19 protein-coding genes and 1 pseudogene are annotated in these 22005 nt (G+C 56.5%); 7 read left to right on the top strand and 13 right to left on the bottom strand.

Annotated features, from left to right (window positions below):
- A pseudogene (locus tag ACEQWH_RS15350) lies at window positions 1-722 on the top strand (DUF2793 domain-containing protein); the annotation flags it as partial.
- A gap of 85 nt (window positions 723-807) precedes the next feature.
- A complete protein-coding gene (locus ACEQWH_RS15345; RefSeq protein WP_370232305.1) occupies window positions 808-2187 on the top strand; it encodes a phosphomannomutase in 1380 nt (459 codons plus the stop codon).
- On the opposite strand, the gene rfbD is transcribed toward ACEQWH_RS15345, so the two are convergent.
- The 6 genes from rfbD to ACEQWH_RS15315 all read right to left on the bottom strand — a co-directional run bounded on the left by rfbD (window position 2184) and on the right by ACEQWH_RS15315 (window position 8479).
- Window positions 2184-3035, bottom strand: coding sequence for a dTDP-4-dehydrorhamnose reductase (gene rfbD, locus ACEQWH_RS15340; protein ID WP_370232303.1), 852 nt, complete (start codon window positions 3033-3035; stop codon window positions 2184-2186). The genes ACEQWH_RS15345 and rfbD overlap by 4 nt on opposite strands.
- Window positions 3032-4072: a dTDP-glucose 4,6-dehydratase gene (gene rfbB, locus ACEQWH_RS15335; protein ID WP_370232301.1), complete on the bottom strand. Its 1041-nt coding sequence runs from the start codon at window positions 4070-4072 to the stop codon at window positions 3032-3034. Before rfbB ends, rfbD begins: the two co-directional genes overlap by 4 nt.
- Window positions 4069-4635, bottom strand: coding sequence for a dTDP-4-dehydrorhamnose 3,5-epimerase (gene rfbC / locus ACEQWH_RS15330; protein ID WP_370232309.1), 567 nt, complete (start codon window positions 4633-4635; stop codon window positions 4069-4071). Before rfbC ends, rfbB begins: the two co-directional genes overlap by 4 nt.
- Before the next feature lie 66 nt (window positions 4636-4701).
- Window positions 4702-5673 carry an ABC transporter permease gene (locus ACEQWH_RS15325; RefSeq protein WP_370232299.1) on the bottom strand — a complete coding sequence of 324 codons (972 nt, stop codon included), beginning with the start codon at window positions 5671-5673 and terminating at the stop codon, window positions 4702-4704.
- Entirely contained in the window at window positions 5666-6673 is a 1008-nt protein-coding gene (locus ACEQWH_RS15320) for an ABC transporter permease (protein WP_370232297.1), read from the bottom strand. The genes ACEQWH_RS15325 and ACEQWH_RS15320 overlap by 8 nt, the downstream gene beginning before the upstream one ends.
- A gap of 105 nt (window positions 6674-6778) precedes the next feature.
- Window positions 6779-8479 carry a peptide ABC transporter substrate-binding protein gene (locus tag ACEQWH_RS15315; RefSeq protein ID WP_370232295.1) on the bottom strand — a complete coding sequence of 567 codons (1701 nt, stop codon included), beginning with the start codon at window positions 8477-8479 and terminating at the stop codon, window positions 6779-6781.
- A gap of 542 nt (window positions 8480-9021) precedes the next feature.
- Between ACEQWH_RS15315 and ACEQWH_RS15310 the strand changes: the two genes are divergently transcribed.
- Both ACEQWH_RS15310 and ACEQWH_RS15305 read left to right on the top strand, forming a co-directional pair.
- Window positions 9022-10845: an ABC transporter ATP-binding protein gene (locus tag ACEQWH_RS15310; protein ID WP_370232307.1), complete on the top strand. Its 1824-nt coding sequence runs from the start codon at window positions 9022-9024 to the stop codon at window positions 10843-10845.
- Between the two features lie 39 nt (window positions 10846-10884).
- Window positions 10885-12048 carry a M20 aminoacylase family protein gene (locus tag ACEQWH_RS15305; protein WP_370232294.1) on the top strand — a complete coding sequence of 388 codons (1164 nt, stop codon included), beginning with the start codon at window positions 10885-10887 and terminating at the stop codon, window positions 12046-12048.
- A gap of 64 nt (window positions 12049-12112) precedes the next feature.
- On the opposite strand, the gene ACEQWH_RS15300 is transcribed toward ACEQWH_RS15305, so the two are convergent.
- On the bottom strand, window positions 12113-13480 hold the full coding sequence (locus tag ACEQWH_RS15300) for a DUF3179 domain-containing (seleno)protein (RefSeq protein ID WP_370232292.1): 1368 nt from the start codon (window positions 13478-13480) through the stop codon (window positions 12113-12115).
- A gap of 174 nt (window positions 13481-13654) precedes the next feature.
- Between ACEQWH_RS15300 and ACEQWH_RS15295 the strand changes: the two genes are divergently transcribed.
- The gene (locus tag ACEQWH_RS15295; RefSeq protein ID WP_370232290.1) at window positions 13655-14581 is read left to right on the top strand and encodes an AEC family transporter; all 927 of its coding nucleotides are present in this window, start codon (window positions 13655-13657) and stop codon (window positions 14579-14581) included.
- A gap of 39 nt (window positions 14582-14620) precedes the next feature.
- Here the strand turns inward: ACEQWH_RS15295 and ACEQWH_RS15290 are convergent, their stop codons facing one another.
- The 6 genes from ACEQWH_RS15290 to ACEQWH_RS15265 form a co-directional block, all read right to left on the bottom strand.
- The gene (locus ACEQWH_RS15290) at window positions 14621-14995 is read right to left on the bottom strand and encodes a response regulator (RefSeq protein WP_370232289.1); all 375 of its coding nucleotides are present in this window, start codon (window positions 14993-14995) and stop codon (window positions 14621-14623) included.
- Between the two features lie 4 nt (window positions 14996-14999).
- Complete coding sequence (locus tag ACEQWH_RS15285; RefSeq protein WP_372521409.1) at window positions 15000-15452, bottom strand: MarR family winged helix-turn-helix transcriptional regulator; 453 nt, start codon at window positions 15450-15452, stop codon at window positions 15000-15002.
- 587 nt (window positions 15453-16039) lie between these two features.
- A complete protein-coding gene (locus tag ACEQWH_RS15280; protein ID WP_370232286.1) occupies window positions 16040-17572 on the bottom strand; it encodes a response regulator in 1533 nt (510 codons plus the stop codon).
- A gap of 42 nt (window positions 17573-17614) precedes the next feature.
- A complete protein-coding gene (locus ACEQWH_RS15275) occupies window positions 17615-17956 on the bottom strand; it encodes a hypothetical protein (protein WP_370232284.1) in 342 nt (113 codons plus the stop codon).
- 188 nt (window positions 17957-18144) lie between these two features.
- Window positions 18145-18888: a Hint domain-containing protein gene (locus ACEQWH_RS15270; protein WP_370232282.1), complete on the bottom strand. Its 744-nt coding sequence runs from the start codon at window positions 18886-18888 to the stop codon at window positions 18145-18147.
- Between the two features lie 36 nt (window positions 18889-18924).
- The gene (locus tag ACEQWH_RS15265; RefSeq protein ID WP_370232280.1) at window positions 18925-19077 is read right to left on the bottom strand and encodes a hypothetical protein; all 153 of its coding nucleotides are present in this window, start codon (window positions 19075-19077) and stop codon (window positions 18925-18927) included.
- Between the two features lie 476 nt (window positions 19078-19553).
- Between ACEQWH_RS15265 and ACEQWH_RS15260 the strand changes: the two genes are divergently transcribed.
- Both ACEQWH_RS15260 and ACEQWH_RS15255 read left to right on the top strand, forming a co-directional pair.
- The gene (locus ACEQWH_RS15260) at window positions 19554-20696 is read left to right on the top strand and encodes an efflux RND transporter periplasmic adaptor subunit (protein WP_370232278.1); all 1143 of its coding nucleotides are present in this window, start codon (window positions 19554-19556) and stop codon (window positions 20694-20696) included.
- A partial coding sequence (locus ACEQWH_RS15255; protein ID WP_370232276.1) for an efflux RND transporter permease subunit occupies window positions 20693-22005 on the top strand: 1313 nt, incomplete at its 3' end. The genes ACEQWH_RS15260 and ACEQWH_RS15255, both read left to right, overlap by 4 nt.

Below are 22005 nucleotides of genomic sequence, written 5' to 3'. Positions count from 1 at the left end.
ACCTCTGGGAAACCCAAAGCGAAGGTGCGGTGCAGGCGACTCGACTGGCCGTCAATGCGGCACCTGATGTTAACAACCAGCTGATCTTGCAGGGAAATACCTCGTTGTTTTCGCATGATGGCGCAGGGCATCGGGTGACGCTGAACAAGAGTTCCCCGATAGACACCGCAAGTCTCTTGTTTCAAACCGGGTTTTCCGGCCGCGCCGAAATTGGCACGACTGGCACAGACGAGCTGGCGGTTAAAGTCTCGTCTGATGGCTTGAGCTGGGTCGATGCCCTGCGTTTTGAGGCAGGCGGCGTTGTGTCTGGCGAAGCGGTGATGCAATCGCCAACGGACACCACAGCTGGGCGTTTGATGCGGGCAGACTATGGCTATGCGCCGGGCAACCTGATTGGCAGCGTCTCGGAAATTTCGGGGGTTCCAACCGGCGCTGTGCTGGAATCTGGCGCAACCGCAAATGGTCAGTTCACGCGCCTCGCGGATGGCACGATGATCTGTAGCCACGAGGTGTCCAGCAGCAGCACCTCGGTGACAGACTGGAGCTTTCCATTTACATTCGCGCAACCGCCTCACTGCGTGGCAAGCACCGTGGCCAGCGCGCCAAGGTTCACCACCACCGGATCGCCGACCCAATCACAAGTATCCGTGGATTGCTGGGACATCACTGGTACTCGTCAGGCTGAAACAGTTCAGCTCATGGCCTTTGGCCGCTGGTTTTAGGAATTCCTGACCCCGGCCAAAGTTTCCCTCGAAACCCCTGCCCCAAGCCGATAGAACCCTCACCAAGACGAGTGAGGATGGGACGATGGCTCCGAAATTTGGCACCAGTGGACTTCGCGGATTGGTAACAGAGCTGACGGCGGATTTGGTGCGCAGCTATACGCAGGCCTTTATCGCCAGTTGTGACACTGGCGGCGCCGTGCATGTCGGGCAAGATCTGCGGCCCTCTTCACCAGAGATCGCAGGACACGTGATCGAGGCGATCCGCGACGCGGGGCTGATGGCGGTGGACTGTGGCGTCCTGCCGACACCGGCGTTGGCCTATCAATCGATGGCGCAGGGTCATGCCGCGATCATGGTCACCGGCAGCCACATTCCAGCCGATCGCAACGGGTTGAAATTCTATCTGCCAAGCGGCGAAATCAGCAAAGCCGACGAAACCGCGATCCTGTCGGCGCTTGGCACTGAACTTTCTGGTATGGAAAAAGGCGATCTATCTCAACAAGATAGCGCCACAGAGTTTGTTGCGCGCTATACATCAGCCTTTGCGCCTGATGCTCTCGCAGGGCTGCGCATTGGCGTCTATCAACACAGCTCTGTCGCGCGGGATCTGTTGGTGACGGTGCTTGACGCAATGGGGGCCACGGTCACGGAACTTGCACGGTCTGACAAATTTATTCCCGTCGATACCGAAGCCGTAGATCCCGCAACCCGTGACCTTTTGACGGGGTGGGTGCGCGAGCATGATCTGGATGCGATCGTATCAACGGATGGCGACGCCGACCGCCCAATGCTGGCAATTGCGCCCGGCGAGATCGTGCCCGGCGACGTTCTGGGAGCTTTGACAGCCGACTATCTGGGCGCTGACGTGATCTGCACGCCGGTGTCCAGCAACACGATGATCGAAGCGATGTCGGGCTTTTCGACGATCCACCGTACGAAAATCGGATCACCCTTTGTGATTGCCGCGATGGAGCACGTGCTGGCCGAAGACAGCACCGCCCGTGTCGTAGGATATGAGGCCAACGGCGGCTTTCTGCTAGGGTTTGATGCCAAGGGCCTGAGCCCCTTAATGACGCGCGACTGTATCCTGCCAATTTTGGCACCGCTAGCGCTGGCGCGGTCGCGGGGTGTTCAGGTTGCCGATTTGGTATCGGCTCTGCCACCTCGCTTTACAGCGGCAGACCGGCTGCAAGGGATCGCGACCGAAAAATCAAAGGCTTTTCTGGCCGAGATGCGTGAAAACACAGAGGCGCGACGCGCCTTTTTCGCGGGTATGCCAGGCGAGCAAAGTCTGGATCTGACCGATGGGCTGCGGGTGACATTTGCAGGCGGCGACGTGGTACACCTGCGGCCTTCGGGCAATGCTCCCGAGTTCAGATGCTATGCCGAAAGTGATAGCGCCGAGGCAGCAGTGAACTTGGTGAACACCCATCTGAGCATGCTAAAGGCGCGTTTGGGTTAACCCCGCAGCGTTTGCAAAACCTCGGCAAGGCTGGCCCGCCAGTCAGGCACTTTGATGTCAAAATCGCGAGAGATTGCAGAGCAATCCAGCCGAGAGTTCAGTGGACGTTGTGCAGGCGTCGGGTAGTCCTTCGTGGCGATGTCTGTCACTTGCGTGTTGGCCCCGGAAATCTCGAAAATCGCGCGCGCAAAGTCAGCCCAGCTTGCATTTGGCTGTCCACTGAAATGATACGTTCCGCCTGATTGCGTTCCTGCCAACTGCGGCGCAATCGCCAGCAACGCACCGGCTATATCGCGCGCAGAAGTTGGCCCCCCCACTTGATCGGCGACCACCGACAGCATCTCGCGGCTTTCGGACAGGCGCAGCATGGTTTTCACAAAGTTGCTGCCATGCGCCGAAAACACCCAAGAGGTGCGCAGGATCACATGACGCCCCCCTGCTGCGCGCACGGCCTCTTCGCCGGCCAATTTGCTGCGTCCATAGGCGTTGATTGGGCCAACCGGATCAGACGGCTGTCGTGGAAAATCCCATGCCCCGTCAAACACATAGTCCGTCGAGATGTGTAGAAACGGGATGTCTTTGGCTGCGCAAGCACGCGCCATGGCACCGGGGGCCTCTGCGTTGATGATGGTGGCCAGCGCCTCATCATCTTCGGCCTTATCAACAGCGGTATAGGCCGCGGCATTGATCACCGCGTCGGCATCGCTGGACGCAATCAGCGCTGCACAGGCGGCGGGATCAGACAGATCAGCAATGTTGCGCTCAAGGCATTGAATGTCATGTGCACCGGCCTGCTGGATCAGCTCTTGTGCGACCTGTCCGGTTTTACCGAAAACCAGAAGCTTCATGCGCCCTGCCCAAGCCGTTCGCCAACGCCATGCCGTGCCATCAAGGCTTCGAGCCAGTCTCCGTTGCTCAGGTACCACTCCACAGTTTTGCGCAATCCCTGATCGACCGTGACCGACGGGCTCCATCCCAGTTCAGTGCGCATGCGCGTGGGATCAATCGCATAGCGCAAGTCGTGGCCGGGGCGGTCTGTGACAAACATAATCTGATCAGAATATGGCGCATCAGAGGGGCGCAAGTCGTCCAGAATGCTGCAGATTTTACGCACAAGGTCGATATTCGTGGCCTCGTTTTCCCCGCCGATATTATAGCTGCGCCCCAATTCGCCCTTTTCCAGCGCCAGCAGAAGCGCGTCCGCGTGATCCTCGACATAAAGCCAGTCGCGAATGTTCTCGCCTTTGCCATAGACCGGGATCGGCTGACCGGCCAATGCATTCAAGATCACAACCGGGATCAGTTTCTCCGGGAACTGGTAGGGGCCGTAGTTGTTTGAGCAATTTGTGATAAGCACCGGCAGCCCATAGGTTTCCCCCCAGGCCCGCACCAGATGATCCGAGGCCGCTTTGGACGCCGAATAAGGGCTGTTGGGCGCATAGGGCGTATCTTCGGTAAACATACCGGTCGCACCCAGCGTGCCATAGACTTCGTCGGTTGAGACGTGGTGGAACCGGAACGTATCCGGCCGCCCCTGCGCCTCCCAATAGGCGCGCGCGGCTTCCAGCATCACATAAGTTCCGTTGACGTTGGTTTCCACGAACGCGCCGGGGCCGTCAATCGAGCGATCCACATGCGACTCCGCCGCCAGATGCATCACGACATCGGGTTTGTGGCCATTGAACGCGGCCTTGATGGCCACGGCATCGCGGATGTCGGCTTGGACAAAACTGTAAAGCGGCGACATGGCAACGGGCGCGACATTGTCCAGACAGGCCGCATAAGTCAGCGCGTCCAGATTGACGACCTCATGCCCGCGTTCCACTGCCAGTCGCACGACAGCTGATCCGATGAATCCGGCCCCGCCGGTGACTAGAATTTTCATGAAATAGTCCACTTAAAGGGAGATTTGAAATCTGCGAAATTCTGCGCGTTGGCGTCTTTGGGGCTGAGGGTCGCCCCAGATGTGTCGCCCCCCCAGTCGATCCCCAGATCCGGATCATCAAACCGCACGGCACCATCGCATTCAGGGCTGTAGTAGGCATTACATTTGTATTGGATTTCCGTATCAGGCTGCAGCGTGATAAAGCCATGCAGGAAGCCTTCGGGGATCAACAGCTGGCGACCGTTCTCGGCAGAGAGTTCCTCGGTGATCCAATGCCCATAGGTGGGGCTGCCGACGCGAATGTCTACGGCGACATCCAGCAAAGCGCCACGCCCGCAGCGCACCAGTTTTGCTTGCGCATGTGGCGGGGACTGAAAGTGCAGCCCACGGACGGTTCCGGCATGGGCAGACAGGCTTTGATTGTCCTGCACAAAATCATAGTCGAGCCCCTGCTCGGCCATGCGCGCCTTATTCCATGTCTCGCAGAAATAACCACGGTCATCGCCGTGGCGTTTGGGCGTCAAAACAAGAACGCCCTCAAGTTTGGTCTTGGAAATGTCCAGCACGCGCCGCCCTCGTTGTTTTTCGCAATTTAGGCAATGCGCGTGCTGAAGAACAGTTCGTTTTGCTTACCGGCCGCGGATTCTTGGATCCAAGGCATCCCGCAAGCCATCCCCAAGATAGTTCACAGACAGAACCGTCAGGGAAATCGCGATTCCGGGCAGCATAACCCGCTCGGGGAAGGCCTCCATCCGCGACACAGCATCCGCCAGCAGCTTGCCCCAGGTCGGGAAGTCCGACGGGAAGCCGACGCCCAGGAAGGACAAGGCGGATTCCGTGATGATCGCAGCCGCCAGCCCCAATGTCGCCGACACCATGATCGGAGAGATCACGTTGGGCAACAAATGACGTCGGATGATCGCACTAGAGGAGGTGCCGATTGACCGGGCCGCCAGCACAAACTCGCGTTCTTTCAAGGCCAGGACTTCGCCGCGCACGATCCGCGCGGTCTGCATCCACGAGGTGATCCCGATGATGCCGACGATCATGATGAACCTGCCACCCTCGGGACCAAACCGGCTGACCAAAGGCTGTCGGAACAGCGTTACAGCCACCAGAGTGATGGGCAAGATCGGCAGCGACAGAACCAGATCGGTAAAGCGCATCAGCAGACCATCCGCACGACGGAAGAAACCTGCGGTGACACCAACGAAGGTGCCGATCACCATCGTCAATGCCATGGCAAGCCAGCCGACCGCCATCGACACGCGACCGCCTTCCAGCAGGTTGGCCAGAATGTCCCGGCCCAGCTGATCGGTGCCGAAGGGATGGTTCCAGCCAACTTTGGCGTCTCCGTCCCAGATCGCGACATAGATAGGACGCATGTCCTTGGCGCGGATGTCCAGTTTCTGCGCATCGATGGTCCAGATGTAAGGACCGACAATCACCGCCAGCGTGATGAACAGCAGAAATCCACCGCCCCAGACCGCGCCTTTGTGTTTGCGGAACTGGTGCCAGACGTCTTTCCACTGGCTGGTTGGCGGCTGGTTAGGCTCTTTGTCCTGCAGCGCGCCGTAGGTTTCGTCAGAGGTATCAGTCATAGCGGATCCTCGGGTCTAGTACGCCGTAGAGCACGTCAGCAATGATATTGAAGACGACGATCAGGATGGCGAAGATAAAGGTCAGGGTCATGACCATTGGAAGGTCATTGGCAAAAAGCGCCGTGATCAAAAGCTGGCCAATGCCGTTCACTTTGAAGATCACCTCGGTGATGATCGCGCCGCCAAAGATCTGAGGCACGTTCAACGCAATCACGGTCACAACTGGGATCATCGAGTTGCGAACCACATGGGCCAGAACCACGGTACGTTCCCGCAGCCCCTTGGCCCGCGCCGTGCGCACATAATCCTGATTGAGGTTGTCCAGCGTTGACGCCCGCATAAAGCGGTTCAGCTGTGCGGTGATCTGCAAGGCCAGAACCATGACCGGCAAGACCATCTGTTTGAGCTGTATGACAAAACTCTCCCAGTCGATCACTTTGTGCACCGTATTATAGACCGACGGCAGCCATTCAAGCTGCACCGCGAAGATCACAATCAACAGCGGGCCGGTAAAGAATGGCGGGATCGAAAAGCCGATCATCGATATAAAGGTGCCGACGTTGTCAAAGACGGAATACTGTTTGTAGGCCGAGTAGATCCCGATCGGCAAAGCGATCAAGATCGCCACCACATAAGCAGTGCCCACTACCCAAAGTGTCTGAGGGATCCGCTGAACCACGATATCCATCACCGGAGAGCGTGTCTGCCAAGAGATCACCCGCAGTTTGCCTTCGGCAAGCCCGGTGCCAAAATAGTAATCGATCAGAACCTGAGGTTCGACCCAGAACATCTGTACCAGCCACTTGTAGTATTGAACATGAACAGGCTGACCCAGTCCCAGCGCCTCGCGCATCTTTTGTTTGACTTCGGGGGGGACGGTCAGAGGAACCTGGGCCATCGGGTCACCAGGGGCCAACTGCAAAAGCAGGAAAATCGCCAGGCTGATAAAGATCAGCGTTGGTACGGCCAGAACCAAGCGGCGAATGGTATAGGTCAGCATACGCTTCCCCTTACGCAAGCATTATTTCTATTGGGTACGTTTCTGACAAAAGATCCGCGAGGCACAAGGATGTGCGCCTCGCGGGTGTGTCAGATCAAGTCTAGATTACTTGATGCGGTACCAGTCGGCCACATTCCACAGCTCGCTGTCCCAAACGTTCAGGACAACACCACCGAGGGAGTTTGCGTGAGCAGATACACGACCACGCTGCACCAGTGGAATCATGCCACCGTTTGCAACAAACATGTCGTTCAGCTCTTTGCCGATTTTCGCGCGCTCGTCGATACCAGCAGTCGTGGTCAGCTGAGCGTGCAGTTCGTCGTATGCTGGCATACAGAAGCGAGAAATGTTCTCACCCTGCCACTGGGACTCAGGCTTTGGCGCCTTGTCGCAGAGACCGTTGCCCAGATAGGCTTGTGGGTCTGTGCCGTTGAAGGTGTTCGCATACATCTGAACGTCCGCGTAGAACTTCTGGAAGGTGTCAGGAGAACCTGGGTCACCACCGAAGAAGACGGACGCGTTGATGTTGCGCAGCTCGGTTTCGATACCGATCTCGGCCCACCATGCTTTGATCAGGGCTTGGAAGTCCTGACGAACAGCGTTGGTAGATGTCTGATACAGGATGCTCAGAGGCACACCGTCTTTTTCACGCACGCCGTCGCCATCGGTATCAACGATACCTGCTGCATCCAGCATTGCGTTTGCGCCTGCGATGTCTTGGGTGTCACAGGTGAAGGTGTCAGAGTTGAACGCCGCTGGCGCTGGAACCCAGTTACAGGTCACGTTGCCTGCGGTGCCGTAGCCAACTTCAACCAGAAGTGGGCGGTCAAGCGCCATGGACATCGCTTTGTAAACCGCTGGATCGCGCAGGAATGGGTGTGGTTCTGCAGCTGTAGAACGCACGCCTTCTGCCAGATCAGGCGATGGGTTGGTTTGGTTCAGCATCAGACGCTCGACCAGAGGACCAAAGCCCGCAACCGGAGTACCTTTGCCGCCTTCTGCCATCTTCGCGATCACATCAGGTGCCAGCTGAAGGTTCCAGCCATAGTCGAATTCGCCGGTTTCCATGACCGCACGACCAGAATCTTCTGCAGAGCCACCACCTTTAAAGGTCACAGACGCGAAGGCTGGTTTCTTAGGATCACGGTAGTTCGGGTTCGCTTCCATTGTGATCACGTCGTTCGGACGGAACTCGGTGACAACAAATGGGCCAGTGCCGATTGGACCAAAGTTCGCATCGGTACATTCAGGCGCCTTGGCACCCAGACAATCTGCGAACTGCGCCGCTTGGATGATGGGGCTTTCGCCGCCAACAAACGGGCCATATGGGTTTGGTGTTGGTGCAGCAAAGTTGACAACAACGGTGGTCGCGTCTGGGGTCTCGACCGAAGACACGCCCTCAAACTTGGTCACCTGCGCACAGCCACCTTCAGGGTGGGTACAATAGTCATATGTGAACTTCACGTCGGCAGATGTGAAATCCGAGCCGTCGGACCATTTCAGGCCAGGCGTGATGTTCCAAGTGATGGAGGTCAGGTCAGAAGACACACCGCCATTGGACGTGGTTGGGATTTCTGTCACCAGCCAAGGGACCAACTGGCCGTCTTGGTTATAACGCGCCAGAGGCTCGATGATCATGGAAGCGGATTCGACATCCTTGGTACCGCCAGACAGGAACGGGTTCAGGATGGAAGGCGCTTGCCAATAGATGATGCTGACGTTGCCGTCGCTTCCGCGTTCAGCAAAGGCAGCTGGCGCAAATGCTGTTGCAGCAATTGCTCCCATTAACAGGGTCTTAATTTTCATATCATACTCCTAGTTGGACACATGTGAGTGCCGGTTGGGATGTCTCTCCATGGAACATCTCCGTGCAATCCCCGAGATAGATCAAACGCTGCTATTAACATTCGCTAAGAACTATTACCCCTCAAGTTGCAGGGTTATCGAACCACAAACTGAAAAAATTGCAAGCTCTGCGAAAAAAAACATACTCGATTTCCTATAGACTTAGGAGATTTTCCCGACCGGAACACGGAATACCCTACTCCACAGGAAAAGCTTGTTTCCCACGGCGCTGAAATTTTGGACATTTATTGCAACTTGGCGCGAAAATAAGTCAGATAATTCCGCGCACACCTAACGCCGTAAGGTCATATACGAAGGTGTAGTGCATCGTTTGACACTTTGACGAATTGAAGCGTAGCCTAATGCAAAGCGACGCGGGACAACTCTAAGGGGGTGCGTGTCTTGGCGCCGCTATAGCATCCAAAGGGTGTCCACGTTTCTTGGCAAACTTGGAAACAGGTCGGTCAACGTGATGTTTTGAGTGAGGGAACATAATGCTTGATGTGCAAGACTCCGCGCCAATTGCGCAGATCGAAAATCTGCGTGTGGAGTTTCAAACCAAAGACGGCCCGGTGGTGGGCGTCGAAGATGTGTCTTTTGAAATCAATCCCGGAGAGACCGTCTGCGTCGTTGGAGAATCAGGTTCAGGAAAATCCGTATCCTCACTGTCGCTGATGCGGCTGGTGGAATTTGGCGGCGGCGAAATTGCCGGCGGCCGCCTGATTTTTGACCGCAAGGAATCGGGCGAGATGGATTTGTCCAAGGCGCCGCAGGATTTGATGCGCTCGATCCGGGGCAACGAGATCGGCATGATCTTCCAAGAGCCGATGACGGCGCTGAATCCCGTTTTCACGGTCGGTCGTCAGTTGACCGAAGGGTTGCGTTTGCACAAAGGGCTCTCCAAGGCTGATGCGGAAACCCGGGCACTCGAGCTGTTGCGACAGGTTCGCATTCCGGAACCGGAACGTCGTCTGTCCCAATACCCGCATGAATTGTCGGGCGGGATGCGTCAGCGGGTCGTGATCGCGATGGCGCTGGCCTGCGAACCGCGCCTGTTGATCGCGGACGAGCCGACCACGGCGCTGGATGTGACCATTCAGGCCGAGATACTGGCCCTTATGGACCGCCTGAAACGCGAAACCGGCACGGCGGTGATGTTCATCACCCACGATATGGCTGTGGTGGCGCAAATGGCAGACCGCGTGGTGGTTATGTTCCGGGGCAACAAGGTCGAAGAAGGCCCCGTCGCCGAAATTTTTGAAAACCCGCAACACCCTTATACCAAAGCCCTTTTGGCCGCCGTCCCCAAGCTTGGCGAGATGCGCGAGAAGGCCAATCCGGAACCCATGAAACTGTTGGGCCGCGAGCAAGGGAAAATCGAACCTATCGTGGGCACCCAAGAGCCGTTGTTGAAGGTGGAAAACCTGACGACGCGCTTTGCGGTCAAAGGCGGTTTCTTTCGCCGCACCGTTGCCAACGTGCATGCGGTCGAAGACGTCAGCTTTACCCTGAACAAAGGGCAGACCCTGTCACTGGTCGGAGAATCCGGCTGTGGCAAGTCAACCGCGGGCCGCTCGATTCTGCGGCTGGTCGAGCCGATGGCGGGTAAAGTCTCGCTCGGCGATACTGACATTATGGCGTTGAACCCCAGCGAGCTGCGCGACATGCGGCGCGACATGCAGATGATCTTTCAGGATCCCTTTGCCAGCCTAAATCCGCAGATGCAGCTGGCCGAGCAAGTGGCCGAACCGATCCACAATTTCGGAACCCTCAAGGGGGCTGACATCAGTGATCGTGTGTCGATGCTCTTTGACCGAGTGGAACTGCCGCGCAGCTTTATGCGCCGCTTCCCGCACGAACTGTCCGGCGGCCAGCGGCAACGCGTGGCGATTGCGCGCGCGCTAGCGTTGAACCCGAAACTTATCGTTGCGGACGAAGCGGTTTCGGCGCTGGACGTGTCGGTTCAGGCGCAGGTGTTGAACCTGATGATGGAGCTTCAGGCGGAACTGGGCGTGAGCTATCTGTTCATTTCCCATGACATGGCCGTCGTTGAACGGGTCAGCCATCAGGTTGGCGTCATGTATCTGGGCCGCATCGTGGAAATTGGATCGCGGGCGCAGGTGTTTGAGAACCCACAACACGCCTATACCCGCGCCTTGATGAAGGCGGTTCCGATCGCGGACCCTCGTCAGCGCAAAGAGGAAAAAGACTTGAATTTCAAGCCGATCCCCTCGCCTATTCATCCGATTGGCCACACGCCAGAGCCTTCCAAATATGACGAAGTGGACCCGGGCCACTTTGTTCTGACCACCGACAGCGGCTATTGATCCGCGCTTCCGCCCGCCCAGATTTACGAGGACTAGAACATGCCAGTTAAGAACCGCTTTGCAGAACTGCACGATGATATCACCGCATGGCGACGCGATATCCACGCACATCCAGAAATTCTGTTTGAAACGCACCGCACATCCGCCTTGGTCGCGGAAAAACTGCGTGCTTTTGGCTGTGACGAAGTGGTCGAAGGGATCGGGCGCACCGGCGTTGTTGGCGTGATCAAAGGCCGGACCGACAGCGGCAAAGTTGTGGGGCTGCGCGCGGATATGGACGCCCTGCCCATTCATGAGGCAACCGGACTTGAGTATGCCTCGACCAACGAAGGTGCGATGCATGCCTGTGGCCACGACGGCCATACTGCAATGCTGCTGGGGGCTGCGCAATATCTGGCCGAGACTCGGAACTTTGATGGCACCGCTGTGGTGATCTTTCAGCCAGCCGAAGAAGGCGGCGGCGGCGGTCGCGAGATGTGCGAAGACGGCATGATGGATCGCTGGAATATCCAAGAGGTCTATGGGATGCACAACTGGCCCGGCCGCCCTGCTGGATCGTTTGCCATTCGCCCCGGCGCGTTTTTTGCCGCAGCAGACCAGTTTGAAGTGGTTTTTGAAGGCAAAGGTGGCCACGCCGCCAAGCCGCATGAAACCATCGACACCACTTTGATGACCGCGCAAGCGATCGTCGCGCTGCAATCCATCGCCAGCCGCAACGCGGATCCGGTAGAGCAGATGGTTGTGTCGGTGACCGGCATTCAAACGCCTACGATGCCCTTCAACGTGATCGCGCAAACCGTCACAATTCGCGGCACCGCGCGCACATTGTCCAATGAAAACAGAGATCTGGCCGAAAAGCGGATCACAGAAATCTGTCAGGGCGTTGCGGCCACCTTTGGCGGCGTTGCGCATGTGAATTACATGCGCGGCTATCCTGTGATGGCGAACCATGAAACCGAAACACAGCACGCCATCAAAGCAGCCACCGATGTGTCTGGCGCCTGTGATGACGCGCCGCTGGTCATGGGCGGCGAAGACTTTGCCTTTATGCTGGAAGAGCGCCCTGGCGCCTATATCCTGATGGGCAATGGCGACACGGCGGCGGTGCACCACCCTGAATATAACTTCAACGACGACGTTATTCCGATGGGCTGCAGCTGGTTTGCCGAGATGATCGAACAGCGGATGCCTATCGCAAGCTAGGCTGTTTTAGACATGCAAAAGGCGCGCCCATGTTTGGCGCGCCTTTTTTGTTGAACCCGAGCGTTTACTGCGTCCAGAGTTCCGTTTCGGGATGGAACTGCGACCACGCGAACCAAAAGGCCTGATGGCTGCCAAGGTCAGAGCCATCCACATCCACTGCGCGGATGCCGCCTGCGTCCAGTTTCAGGCGTACGTTTTCAAAAGCAATCTCTTCGCCTGCCTGAAGCGCAAGGAACGCGGTTGCACGTTGAAACGCTACGGGTTTTCCTGAGGCCGTGGTGACGCCGATAATGTCTTCGTGCACCGGCAGACGAGGATCAACGTCGCCGACCGGGAAGATCGGGCCGTCTTTGTCGCGGTTGTTGCGGAAGTCAAAATCGCGACCCAGCGCCAGTTCTTCGACAAGAACGGTGGTCTCTGGGTGCTGCGCTTTCCACGTGCCCCAGTCCGTCGTGATGACGGTTGCCTGTTTAAGCTTCACACCCTTTTCGGCCAAAGGCCCGGTGACGGCGTGACCGAGGAAAGTATCAAAAATCGAATAGGTATTGTGGTCATACATGACTTTGTTTGACCGGATCAAAAGGCCTGAGGTTCTCAGAACCGGACGCTCGACACCCGCAGGTACATCATCGGTAAAATAAGCCTGCATCGCACCACACAAGGTACAATAGGGAATACCCAGTTGGCGGCCGCCCAGCGTATCATTCACCATTTCGCGCACTTCCATAATGCGGCGCGGATAGGCGCGGTATTCGCCGTTGACCTCGATGCCAAAGACAATGTCGCTGTCATCCAGCCACGTGGCCTCTTCAGCGGTGCTGACGGCGGGATCATCGGCAGCCGGAATGCAGTTGGTGCAGAGTTCTTCTAGACCGAAGGGTCTGTCATCGATCAGCACTCCGCCCCAGGAAACCAAACGCCAGTCAATCTCGCCCTCAACAAAGATGCGATCCCAACCGGGTACAAAGCGGGTGAAAATCGCCCGTTTTTCATTCAGATAGCCCGGATACGACGGCACATCCCATGCAATCAGGTGATTGGTGATGGCGTTCCAGCGATCAAAATCCTGATAGGAAATCCCCAGCAACTTGCCCGCGGTTTCAGACAAAGCGTTGTGGAATTCCAGCCGCCAGGTAAAGCGCATCATATCGGCGATGGTCCAGGCGACGCGCGGGTCACCAGCCTCGGCGATCACATCAAGCGCTGCGCTTTGCGCCTCGCCCCAACGCCCGTTTTCAAGGCTTTCGACAAAGACGACACGCACGGCCTCTTGCAGCTCGGGCGTCAGATCGCCAGTTGGAATTGCGGGCGGTTCGCCAAATTGCTCGATGGCATAATCCGAGACAGAGTCTTGGGCCAGCAACGCAGATGACACCGACGAAAGCGCCAGGGCACTGGCCAGGATTGACGCGGTGAGACGAGTGAATTTCATAGGTCTTCCCCAGAGGTTGTTTGATCGGAGCATCCACAAAAACCGATCACGGGGCCAATCACGTTTGCCTCAACAAGCAGTGACGGTCTTGAAACACGCGCCAGCCATGGACCTTTGCGTGCCAATCACGCATGGTCCCCCAAACGTCACGAACATGCACTAAGGAGCACAGGCGTGCTGGATATTTTCACCATTGTTGCGCCGGTCTTTTTGGTGGTCGGTGCGGGCTATGTCGCGGTTTGGCGCAGGCTGTTTTCCGATGCCGCCGTTGACGGGTTGATGGTGTTCTCCCAAAAATTCGCAATCCCCTGCCTGTTGTTTACGGCAATGGCGCAGCTGGATTTGGCGGTGGCCTTCGATCCCATGTTACTGCTGTCGTACTACCTTAGCGCCATTGGTTGCTTTGCGATTGGCATCTTTGGCGCGCGTGTGCTGTTTGAGCGCCCTTGGCCTGACTGCGTTGCCATCGGGTTCGCGGCCATGTTCGCCAATACAGTTCTGCTTGGCCTGCCGATCACGGAACGCGCCTATGGGTTGGACGCTTTGCAATCCAACTTCACCATCATCGCCCTGAACGCGGCCACCTGCTATTTCATCGGCATCTCCACCATGGAGTTCGTGCGTGCCAAAGCGCGTGGGCGCGCATTGGTGGCGGTTGTCGCCAACGCGATGTTTCGCAACTCGCTGATGATCGCGATTGCGCTGGGGCTGGTGGTCAACCTCAGTGGTGTGCCCATTCCAACGATCGCGCGGGACGCATTGGACCTGATGGTCCGCGCCGCATTGCCGGCGGCTTTGTTTGGGTTGGGCGGTGTTCTGTTTCGCTATAAGCCCGAAGGCGACCTTAAAACGATCCTGTTTCTGTGCGCCCTGTCCCTGATCGTACAACCGGCCTTTGCCTTTGGATTAACAAGCCTCGCCCATCTGGATGTGGCGCAAACGCGATCAGTGGTAGTGACCGCCGCAATGGCACCGGGCATCAATGCCTATCTGTTTGCCGACATGTATGGCGTGGGGCGATGCGTGATTGCGTCGACGGTGCTGGTTGGGACAGCCCTGACGGTTCTGACCGCCTCGCTCTGGGTGCTGTTTTTGCCTTAAAGAGTAGCCACTTACATGCGCCCTGCCCGCGCGACGGCCTTAGCGTGACATTGCCGATTGAATGGCGGATTCGATCTCGGCCCGGCGGAACGGCTTTTGGATAAAGCGAATAGCGCCGCTGATTTCGCCAATCGCTTTGGTCATCTCTAGGGAAATCTCGCCGCCGCCGCCTGATACGATGATGACCGAAGCACTTGGTGTTTCCTTAGAGATCAGATCCAGCAGCGGCACAATCGATGCCCCATGCAGCCAGAAATCAGCAAGGATAATGTCGAATTCCGCGTCACTGAGGATGGCCTCGCGTGCCAGATCAAGCGACGCGGCGGTTGTGACCTCGTGCCCTAATGTCAAAATGATCTTCCTGAACGTCTCGAGAACATTCAAATCATCTTCGACAATTAAAACACTTGGCATCGTACTAATCACTCACTTGGGTATTGCTCAGGGCAAGGTTCCGCACAGACTCGCGAAAGCGCACGCGTTCGTCTTCTGGCAACTGGCCGACCTTTTGGGCAATCGTCAGAACAGGATCATTCCGCAGAGCATCGCGGCCCGCATCCGTCAGGGAAATAATATGGCTTCTGGCATCACTCGGGCTTTTGGACTGTTTGACCAGTTTTTTGTCCGACAGAGTGGCGATAGAGCGCACAACGGGTGCATGGGTAATCCCCAGAAAGCTGGTCAGCCATCTGACAGTGCACCGCTCTGACGGGGTGTTTTCCAGATAGCGCAGGATCGACCATTGCAACGGTTGAATATCTTTGGATTGAATATGCGCATAAACCTCACGGATCATCTTTTCCATGAGCAGTACAGAGGCGAAGTCCTTGCGTCGCTCGGCGTCCTCGTTAACTGGCGTCTGAAGTGTCATCGGTAAGGCATTGCTGTTTCCCGCACAAGCCTGACCGACTCCACCGAAAAAGTCCATCTCTAGATGTGGGCCTGTTTCGATTAGTTGCTGTGCAAGGAAGGACATCTCTGGCGTCAGTTTCAAACGTGAGTTTGTCAAATTTTAGTACCCTGGTCTAATGCGTTGCCCGCCCGATCTGCGTCGTTATCAAGCGGTAACAGGCGGACGTTGCGTCCTCTGCAATTGGTTGGAAAAGGACGAACATCCTGCTTCCTTTGTAAAACTGATACTCATTAACCGAAGGGTGATGGGGCTTTAGGCGCTGATCCAACCTGCAAAATCTGTGAAGAGACCTGGGGGTGCGCGTAGTGCCAGGGAGGTCGCGCGATCTCTACTACCTATTGCATGGCGTGGTTCAGCGCCTGCCCGCTTAACGTCTGTTGCCAGTGCTAAGCCAGTTCAAAAGAACTCGTTTCAACCTCATTTCCCGCGTGTATTTTCATGCACCGCCACACGAGATATTCATAAGTGTGCATTTAATGTGCTAGTAGCACTCAATATGCACCTATGTCAACATTTAACCAACAAAAGGTCATCACATGTCGATCTTAAGTCGCTAGGGCGCTGGCAATCTCACGCAGAAGGTCAGTCTTGCGGAACGGCTTTTGCAAAAGCTGCACACCGCGATCAAGCCGACCGTGGTGAATAATCGCGTTCTCGGTATAGCCGGACATGAAAATAATCGGCAGCAACGGCCTGACCTCGGCCACTTTGTCCGCCAGGACTTTGCCGTTCATTGATCCTGGAAGAACCACGTCGGTCAGCAACAGATCCACCGCGCTGAATTCAAGACGACGCAAGGCGCTTTCGGCATCCGGCGCGGTCAGAACATTAAAGCCCTCGGACTCCAATTGCATCTGCACGGTCTGGCGGATTTGGTCGTCGTCTTCGACCACAAAGATGGTTTTGCCCTGCTTGGAGTCACCCGCACCGCCGCTCAGTGGTCTGGGGGCATCGTCGATCTCGGCGTTGGAGCGTGGCAGATAGATTTTCACGACAGTGCCATTTTCCGGCTCGCTATAAATCTTAATGTGCCCTTCGGACTGCTTCACGAACCCATGCGCCATCGCCAGACCAAGACCTGTCCCGGCGGCCACATCCTTCGTTGTGAAAAACGGCTCAAACACCTTTTCAACAACGCTTTTTTCCATCCCCTTGCCCGTATCGCTACAGGCAATGCAAACATATTGTCCCCGATCGATTTCGGCCGCCTCGGCATAGTGGTCATCGACCCGCGCATTCAACGCCTCGATCGTCAGTTTGCCGCCATCAGGCATGGCGTCGCGGGCGTTGGTGGCAATGTTGATCAGCACGTTGTCCAACTGATTGCGGTCAACTTCGATAGGCCAGACGCCGGCATCACAGACCAGCTCGACTTGGATTTGCTCGCCGAGCAACGAGCGCAGCATCGGAACCAGTTCGCGCAGCACAACGCCCGGGCAACACACCGCCGGTGATAGCGGCTGTTTGCGGGCAAAGGCCAGCAGACGGTGGGTCAGTCGCGCACCGCTTTCCGCCGCAGACATCGAGGTGTCGATCAAGCGTTTGTCTGGCTCTGCAGTCAGGGAATCCCTCAGCAGTTCCAGATTGCCCACAATCACCGTCAGCACATTGTTAAAATCATGCGCGACTCCGCCGGTCAGACGGCCCAGCGCATCCAGCTTTGACGCCTGGCGCAGTTGCTCTTGCGTATCCCGCTCTGCCGTTACGTCCCGCAGAGTGGCGCAGATGTCACCGTCAGGCAGCGGATAACGGCGGATTTGCAGAAGCCGCCCATCTGACGCGGTCAGGATTTCTTCGGCCGTCTCCTGCCCCGTGTCCCGCATATGCGCGTCTACGATATCGTCCACCAGGCCATAACCAAAGGCGCCTGACAGCGCGAGCTGGCGATAGAACTCACGCAAGGACAACCCGGGCGTTAAGTCGATCTTGGCAAATTCTAAAAGAGATTCAAAAGCCTGGTTTACCGTGTTGAGACGCGCATCTGCATTGAACACTGCAATGCCAAATTCCATCGAGTCAAAAACCGCGCGAAGCTCTTTGCCGCTCGCATTGTCCGGACCACCTGCGTGTTCGCTCATCTTGTTGGTTCTCTTTCGCTACGACGTCCAATGGTTCCGTGACTAGACGTCCCCGGCCTTGGCCCAAACCCAAGCATCTTCCAAATTGCGGAAAACGGCAACATGCCTCCAAAAGTCAGTCGCGTAGCTTTCGTACATGCGCAACATACCGAAACTGATGTCGGTATTGCCCACCAACGCGACCCGCAGATCCCGATTGATGGCGGCGTTGGTTGCATCCTCTGTGCGCAGGACTTTCATCTGCTCGGAATCAAGCAGCATCTCGGTTGCGTTGTCAAAAAACCAAATGTGAAATTTGCGATGCTTAAAATCTTCGCAGTCGATCACAATGCGGCGGGCCTCTACGATTTCCTCATAGGTCACAACGCCGGAAAAGCGCAGCACTGCATGGTCTCTGTCAAAGTCGATTGAGTTTATCAAATTGTATGACCCCTGGATCAACCGTCCCTGTTTATCGGTTGAAATATAAAGCGTTGTCCCGCTTGTGGAAAGGAAAGAGTGTGTTGACGCTGCGCCTGAAGCTTATTCTACGCGAAGACTTGCGGACTTCAGACCCGCGTTTTTCGCGCAGTCTAGGCGTATTCACGCGCCGCCTGAAACGGGACGCCGTTCTTGATGTGACGCTCAATCAGCTTTTTCATCCGCTTGTTTGGCGGCACCAACCGTGCAAGTGCGCTGTTGTCACCCAAATCTTTCGCCTCGATTTCCGCGGCTTGCTGGGCGGTAAAAATCGACCTTGCCTCTGGCCCCAGCAGAAGCGACTCTGCCTCGGCCCCGTTGGCCCAGATGACAGCATGGGATTCAAGCAGGATATGGTAATAGGTGATGCCATTGGTCGGGGTGAATGCCTCAATCCCCTTGGCCTCAAGCAAAAGCTTGGCAGGAACAAGCACCTCTGCCTCTTCAAACATGCGGTAGACCACGCTGGAGCGCACCAACAAGCGGTGCTGAGGTGACACAAAGAGGTCTTCATTGGGCATCGATGGTCCAAGACTGCCGCGCGAGACTTTGATGGGAAGCAACTCGGGCTTCGTATCAAGCTCGAACTTAGACAGCTTTCGCTTGCCGACCCAAAGCACGTTTTGCGCAGCCCCGCCCAAGGTTTGCACCGAGTCGCCGGGCTGAATGGTCTGAACGAGCATTTCGGTGCCATCAGACATGCGGATTGTGGTGTCCTCAGCAAAACAGGGCAGCTCGAATTGATTGGCCAGAACGGTTATGGTGCCGCGCTGAATGCCGGTGTCGTCTACAACTACAAAGCCGTTGTAATACGCCTGCGGTGTCTCGCCCGCCAAAGGCGTCGACGTGGTTTGCACAATCTCCCACCCAGAAGGCAGATTGATGTCGACGGTTTACAGTTCGCCATCGCCGAAGCTTGACTGAATGGCAATGGTCCCGCTGAACCCTTCGCCAATGTTCACAACGACTATGTCATCCGTCGAGTTACCGCCCACATTGACGCTGAATGCGCCAGGGTTATCCGCGTTTAGCGTATGAATAGCCATTTGTCATACTCACTTTAGTCGGCCCTCACCGAAGTACAGACCGAAAGCTCTCCTTAGGGTAGTGCGAAACTTACTACCTTGCATACTCAGAAAAACGCGTCGGCGATAAAACGGCCTTTGCCCCGCTTGCATCGCAAGCCACCGCCTTGGGACAAAGATCCGAACAACGCGCAAAGCCTGCGCACGCCTGTTTGCCCCATAAGTATTACAATACATATAAAAGTGCCACTAGCACAAATACTTCTTTGTTAAATATTTCAATATCTTACCTCACACATACAACCTAAAGGTCTGCGCTTGTGAGAAATCTCGCCACTTCAATCAACTTTTTTGCATATCCCTCATGCTCTGAAACGCCTGTTTCGTTGCGTTTTTTCGCCCCACAACTCTAGGAAAACAAGGCATCTGCGACTACCTAAAGCTCAATTCTGCCGAGGGGTTCGGCAACTCTACAATAAAATTGAGGGCTTTGTGCAATGTCGCGAGATTCAGGACCTGATCTACGAGGGTCGTTGACGTTCAATTCAGACAAGGGGGCGGGTCGCTCCAAATGGCTGGCTATTTTGCTGGCGCTTTTGCTTGTTGGCTGGATGGGCAGCGGGTTTGTGATTCAACCCGAAGATGAACAGGCCGATGTCGCAGACACAGAGATCAAACCCGTCGCCGTCGAAGTTCTGAACTCGCGGGCAGACGATGTGCAATTGGTTCTGACCGCCGAAGGGCAGTCGATCCCTGACCGCTCAACAGAGATCCCGGCCAAGGCCTCTGGGCAGGTGCTGTCTGTAAGCGTCGAGCGCGGCGAACTGGTAGAAATGGGTCAGGAAATCGGGCGCATCGACAGTGAAACGATCGAAGCCCAACTGGTGCAGGCCGAAGCACAGCTGGAACAGGCCTCTACCGATCTGGACCGTGTGATCGCCCTGTTGGATCAGGGGATTACAACCGAACGCCAGGCCATTCAGGCGCGCGCCTCTAAAGCGGCGGCAGAGGCACTAGTTACGCAGATACAGGAACAGCTCGACAATACGATCATTCGCGTGCCCTTCTCGGGACGCCTGAACGAGATGACGCTTGGCGAAGGTGAGTTTGTGAGCGACGGCGACACGGTAGCCGAAGTTTTGGACAATGATCCTCTGTCCGTTGTTGTTCAGGTGCCCCAGCAAGCACTTGGCCGGCTGAAGCAAGGCCAATTCGCCGAAGTCGCCTTTATCACGGGCGAAAAGCGGATGGGCACCGTGAATTTCATTGGGCGCAACGCTGACAGCCAGACCCGCACCTTCCGTGTCGAGGTCACTGTGGCCAATCCTCAAAGCGAAATGCCAGCGGGTCTTAGTGCACGCATCGCGATCCCAACCGGCAAAGCGCGTGGACACTTTATTTCACCGGCCATCCTGTCTTTGGGCGTGAACGGCGAACTGGGTGTGAAAACCGTGAATGCGGACAATGAGGTCGTTTTCAATCTGGTGTCGATCGTGCGGGCTCAGACAGATGGCATCTGGGTCACGGGGCTTGGCGAAGACGCGCGCATCATCACCGTGGGTCAGGGCTTTGTGTCCGCAGGTGACGTGGTCGAGCCCATTGAGCGGCAGGCGGCACAAATTGCGGATGCCTCGAAATGAACGCGCTGATCGACGCCGCATTCAGCCGCAGTAAGGTTGCGCAACTTATCCTGTTGTTCCTTTTGGCCATCGGGACGCTGGCCTATGTTGCCATCCCAAAAGAGAGCAACCCGGAAATCCCCATTCCGATCATGTATGTCTCAAGCGGGTTGGACGGCATTTCGCCCGAAGACGCCGAAGACGTTCTGGTCGGCCCGATGGAAACAGAATTCGCCTCGCTGACCGGACTAAAGTCGATGACAGCACACGCCAGCGAAGGACACGCATCGGTTCAATTGGAATTCGAGCCGGGCTTTGACGCGGACGCCGCGTTGGACAAGGTGCGCGAAGCCGCAGACCGTGCCGAAAGCGAGCTGCCGCAGGACGCAAGCCTGACGGTCACGGAAATCAACACGGCCCTGTTCCCCATTCTGAACGTCATTCTGTCTGGTCCCGTGCCGGAACGGACGTTGAACACATTGGTTGAAAACCTGAAGGACGACATCGAGGCGGTCGCAGGCGTTCTGGAGGTCGACGTGGGTGGCAAACGCACAGAGCTGCTTGAAGTTCTGATCGATCCCACCGTGTTTGAAACCTATAACATCACTTTTGACGAGCTGATCAATTCGATCACCCGCAACAACCAGCTGATCGCCGCTGGCGCAATTGAAAGCGAAGCCGGCCGACTGGTTCTGAAGGTGCCGGGGTTGATCGAAAACCTCGAAGACGTGATGGAGCTGCCGATCCTTGTGCGCGGCCAAACGGTTGTGACATTTGCCGATGTCGCCACGGTGCGCAGAACCTTTGTGGACCCCACCGGATTTGCGCGCATTGACGGGCAGCCAGCATTGGCGCTTGAGGTCAAAAAGCGCGTCGGCGCGAATATCATTCAAACCGTGGAAGAAGTGCGCGCCGTGATTGACACCGCACAGGCGGATTGGCCTGACAGTGTGCAGGTCAACTATACGCTGGATGAAAGCGAGCAGGTCAAATCGATGCTGTCTGACCTTGAGGCCAACGTCATTGCTGCGATCATTCTGGTTATGATCGTCGTGGTCTATGCGCTGGGTCTTCGGTCGTCCTTTCTGGTTGGACTGGCCATTCCCGGAGCCTTCCTGACGGGCGTAGCTGGCCTTTATTTCATGGGCTTCACTATGAACATCGTGGTTCTGTTCTCGTTGATCCTTGTGGTTGGTATGCTGGTGGACGGCGCGATTGTGACCGTCGAGCTTGCAGATCGGAACTTGGCCGAGGGCAAACCCGCGAAAGAGGCCTATGCGCTGGCCGCAAAGCGCATGTCCTGGCCGATTATCGCCTCGACCGCGACGAC

This window comes from Cognatishimia sp. (genome assembly GCF_964229375.1).
GTDB lineage: Bacteria > Pseudomonadota > Alphaproteobacteria > Rhodobacterales > Rhodobacteraceae > Cognatishimia.
The sequence above is the reverse complement of the archived record's forward strand: the minus strand, read 5'-3'. Positions and strand labels throughout refer to the sequence as shown.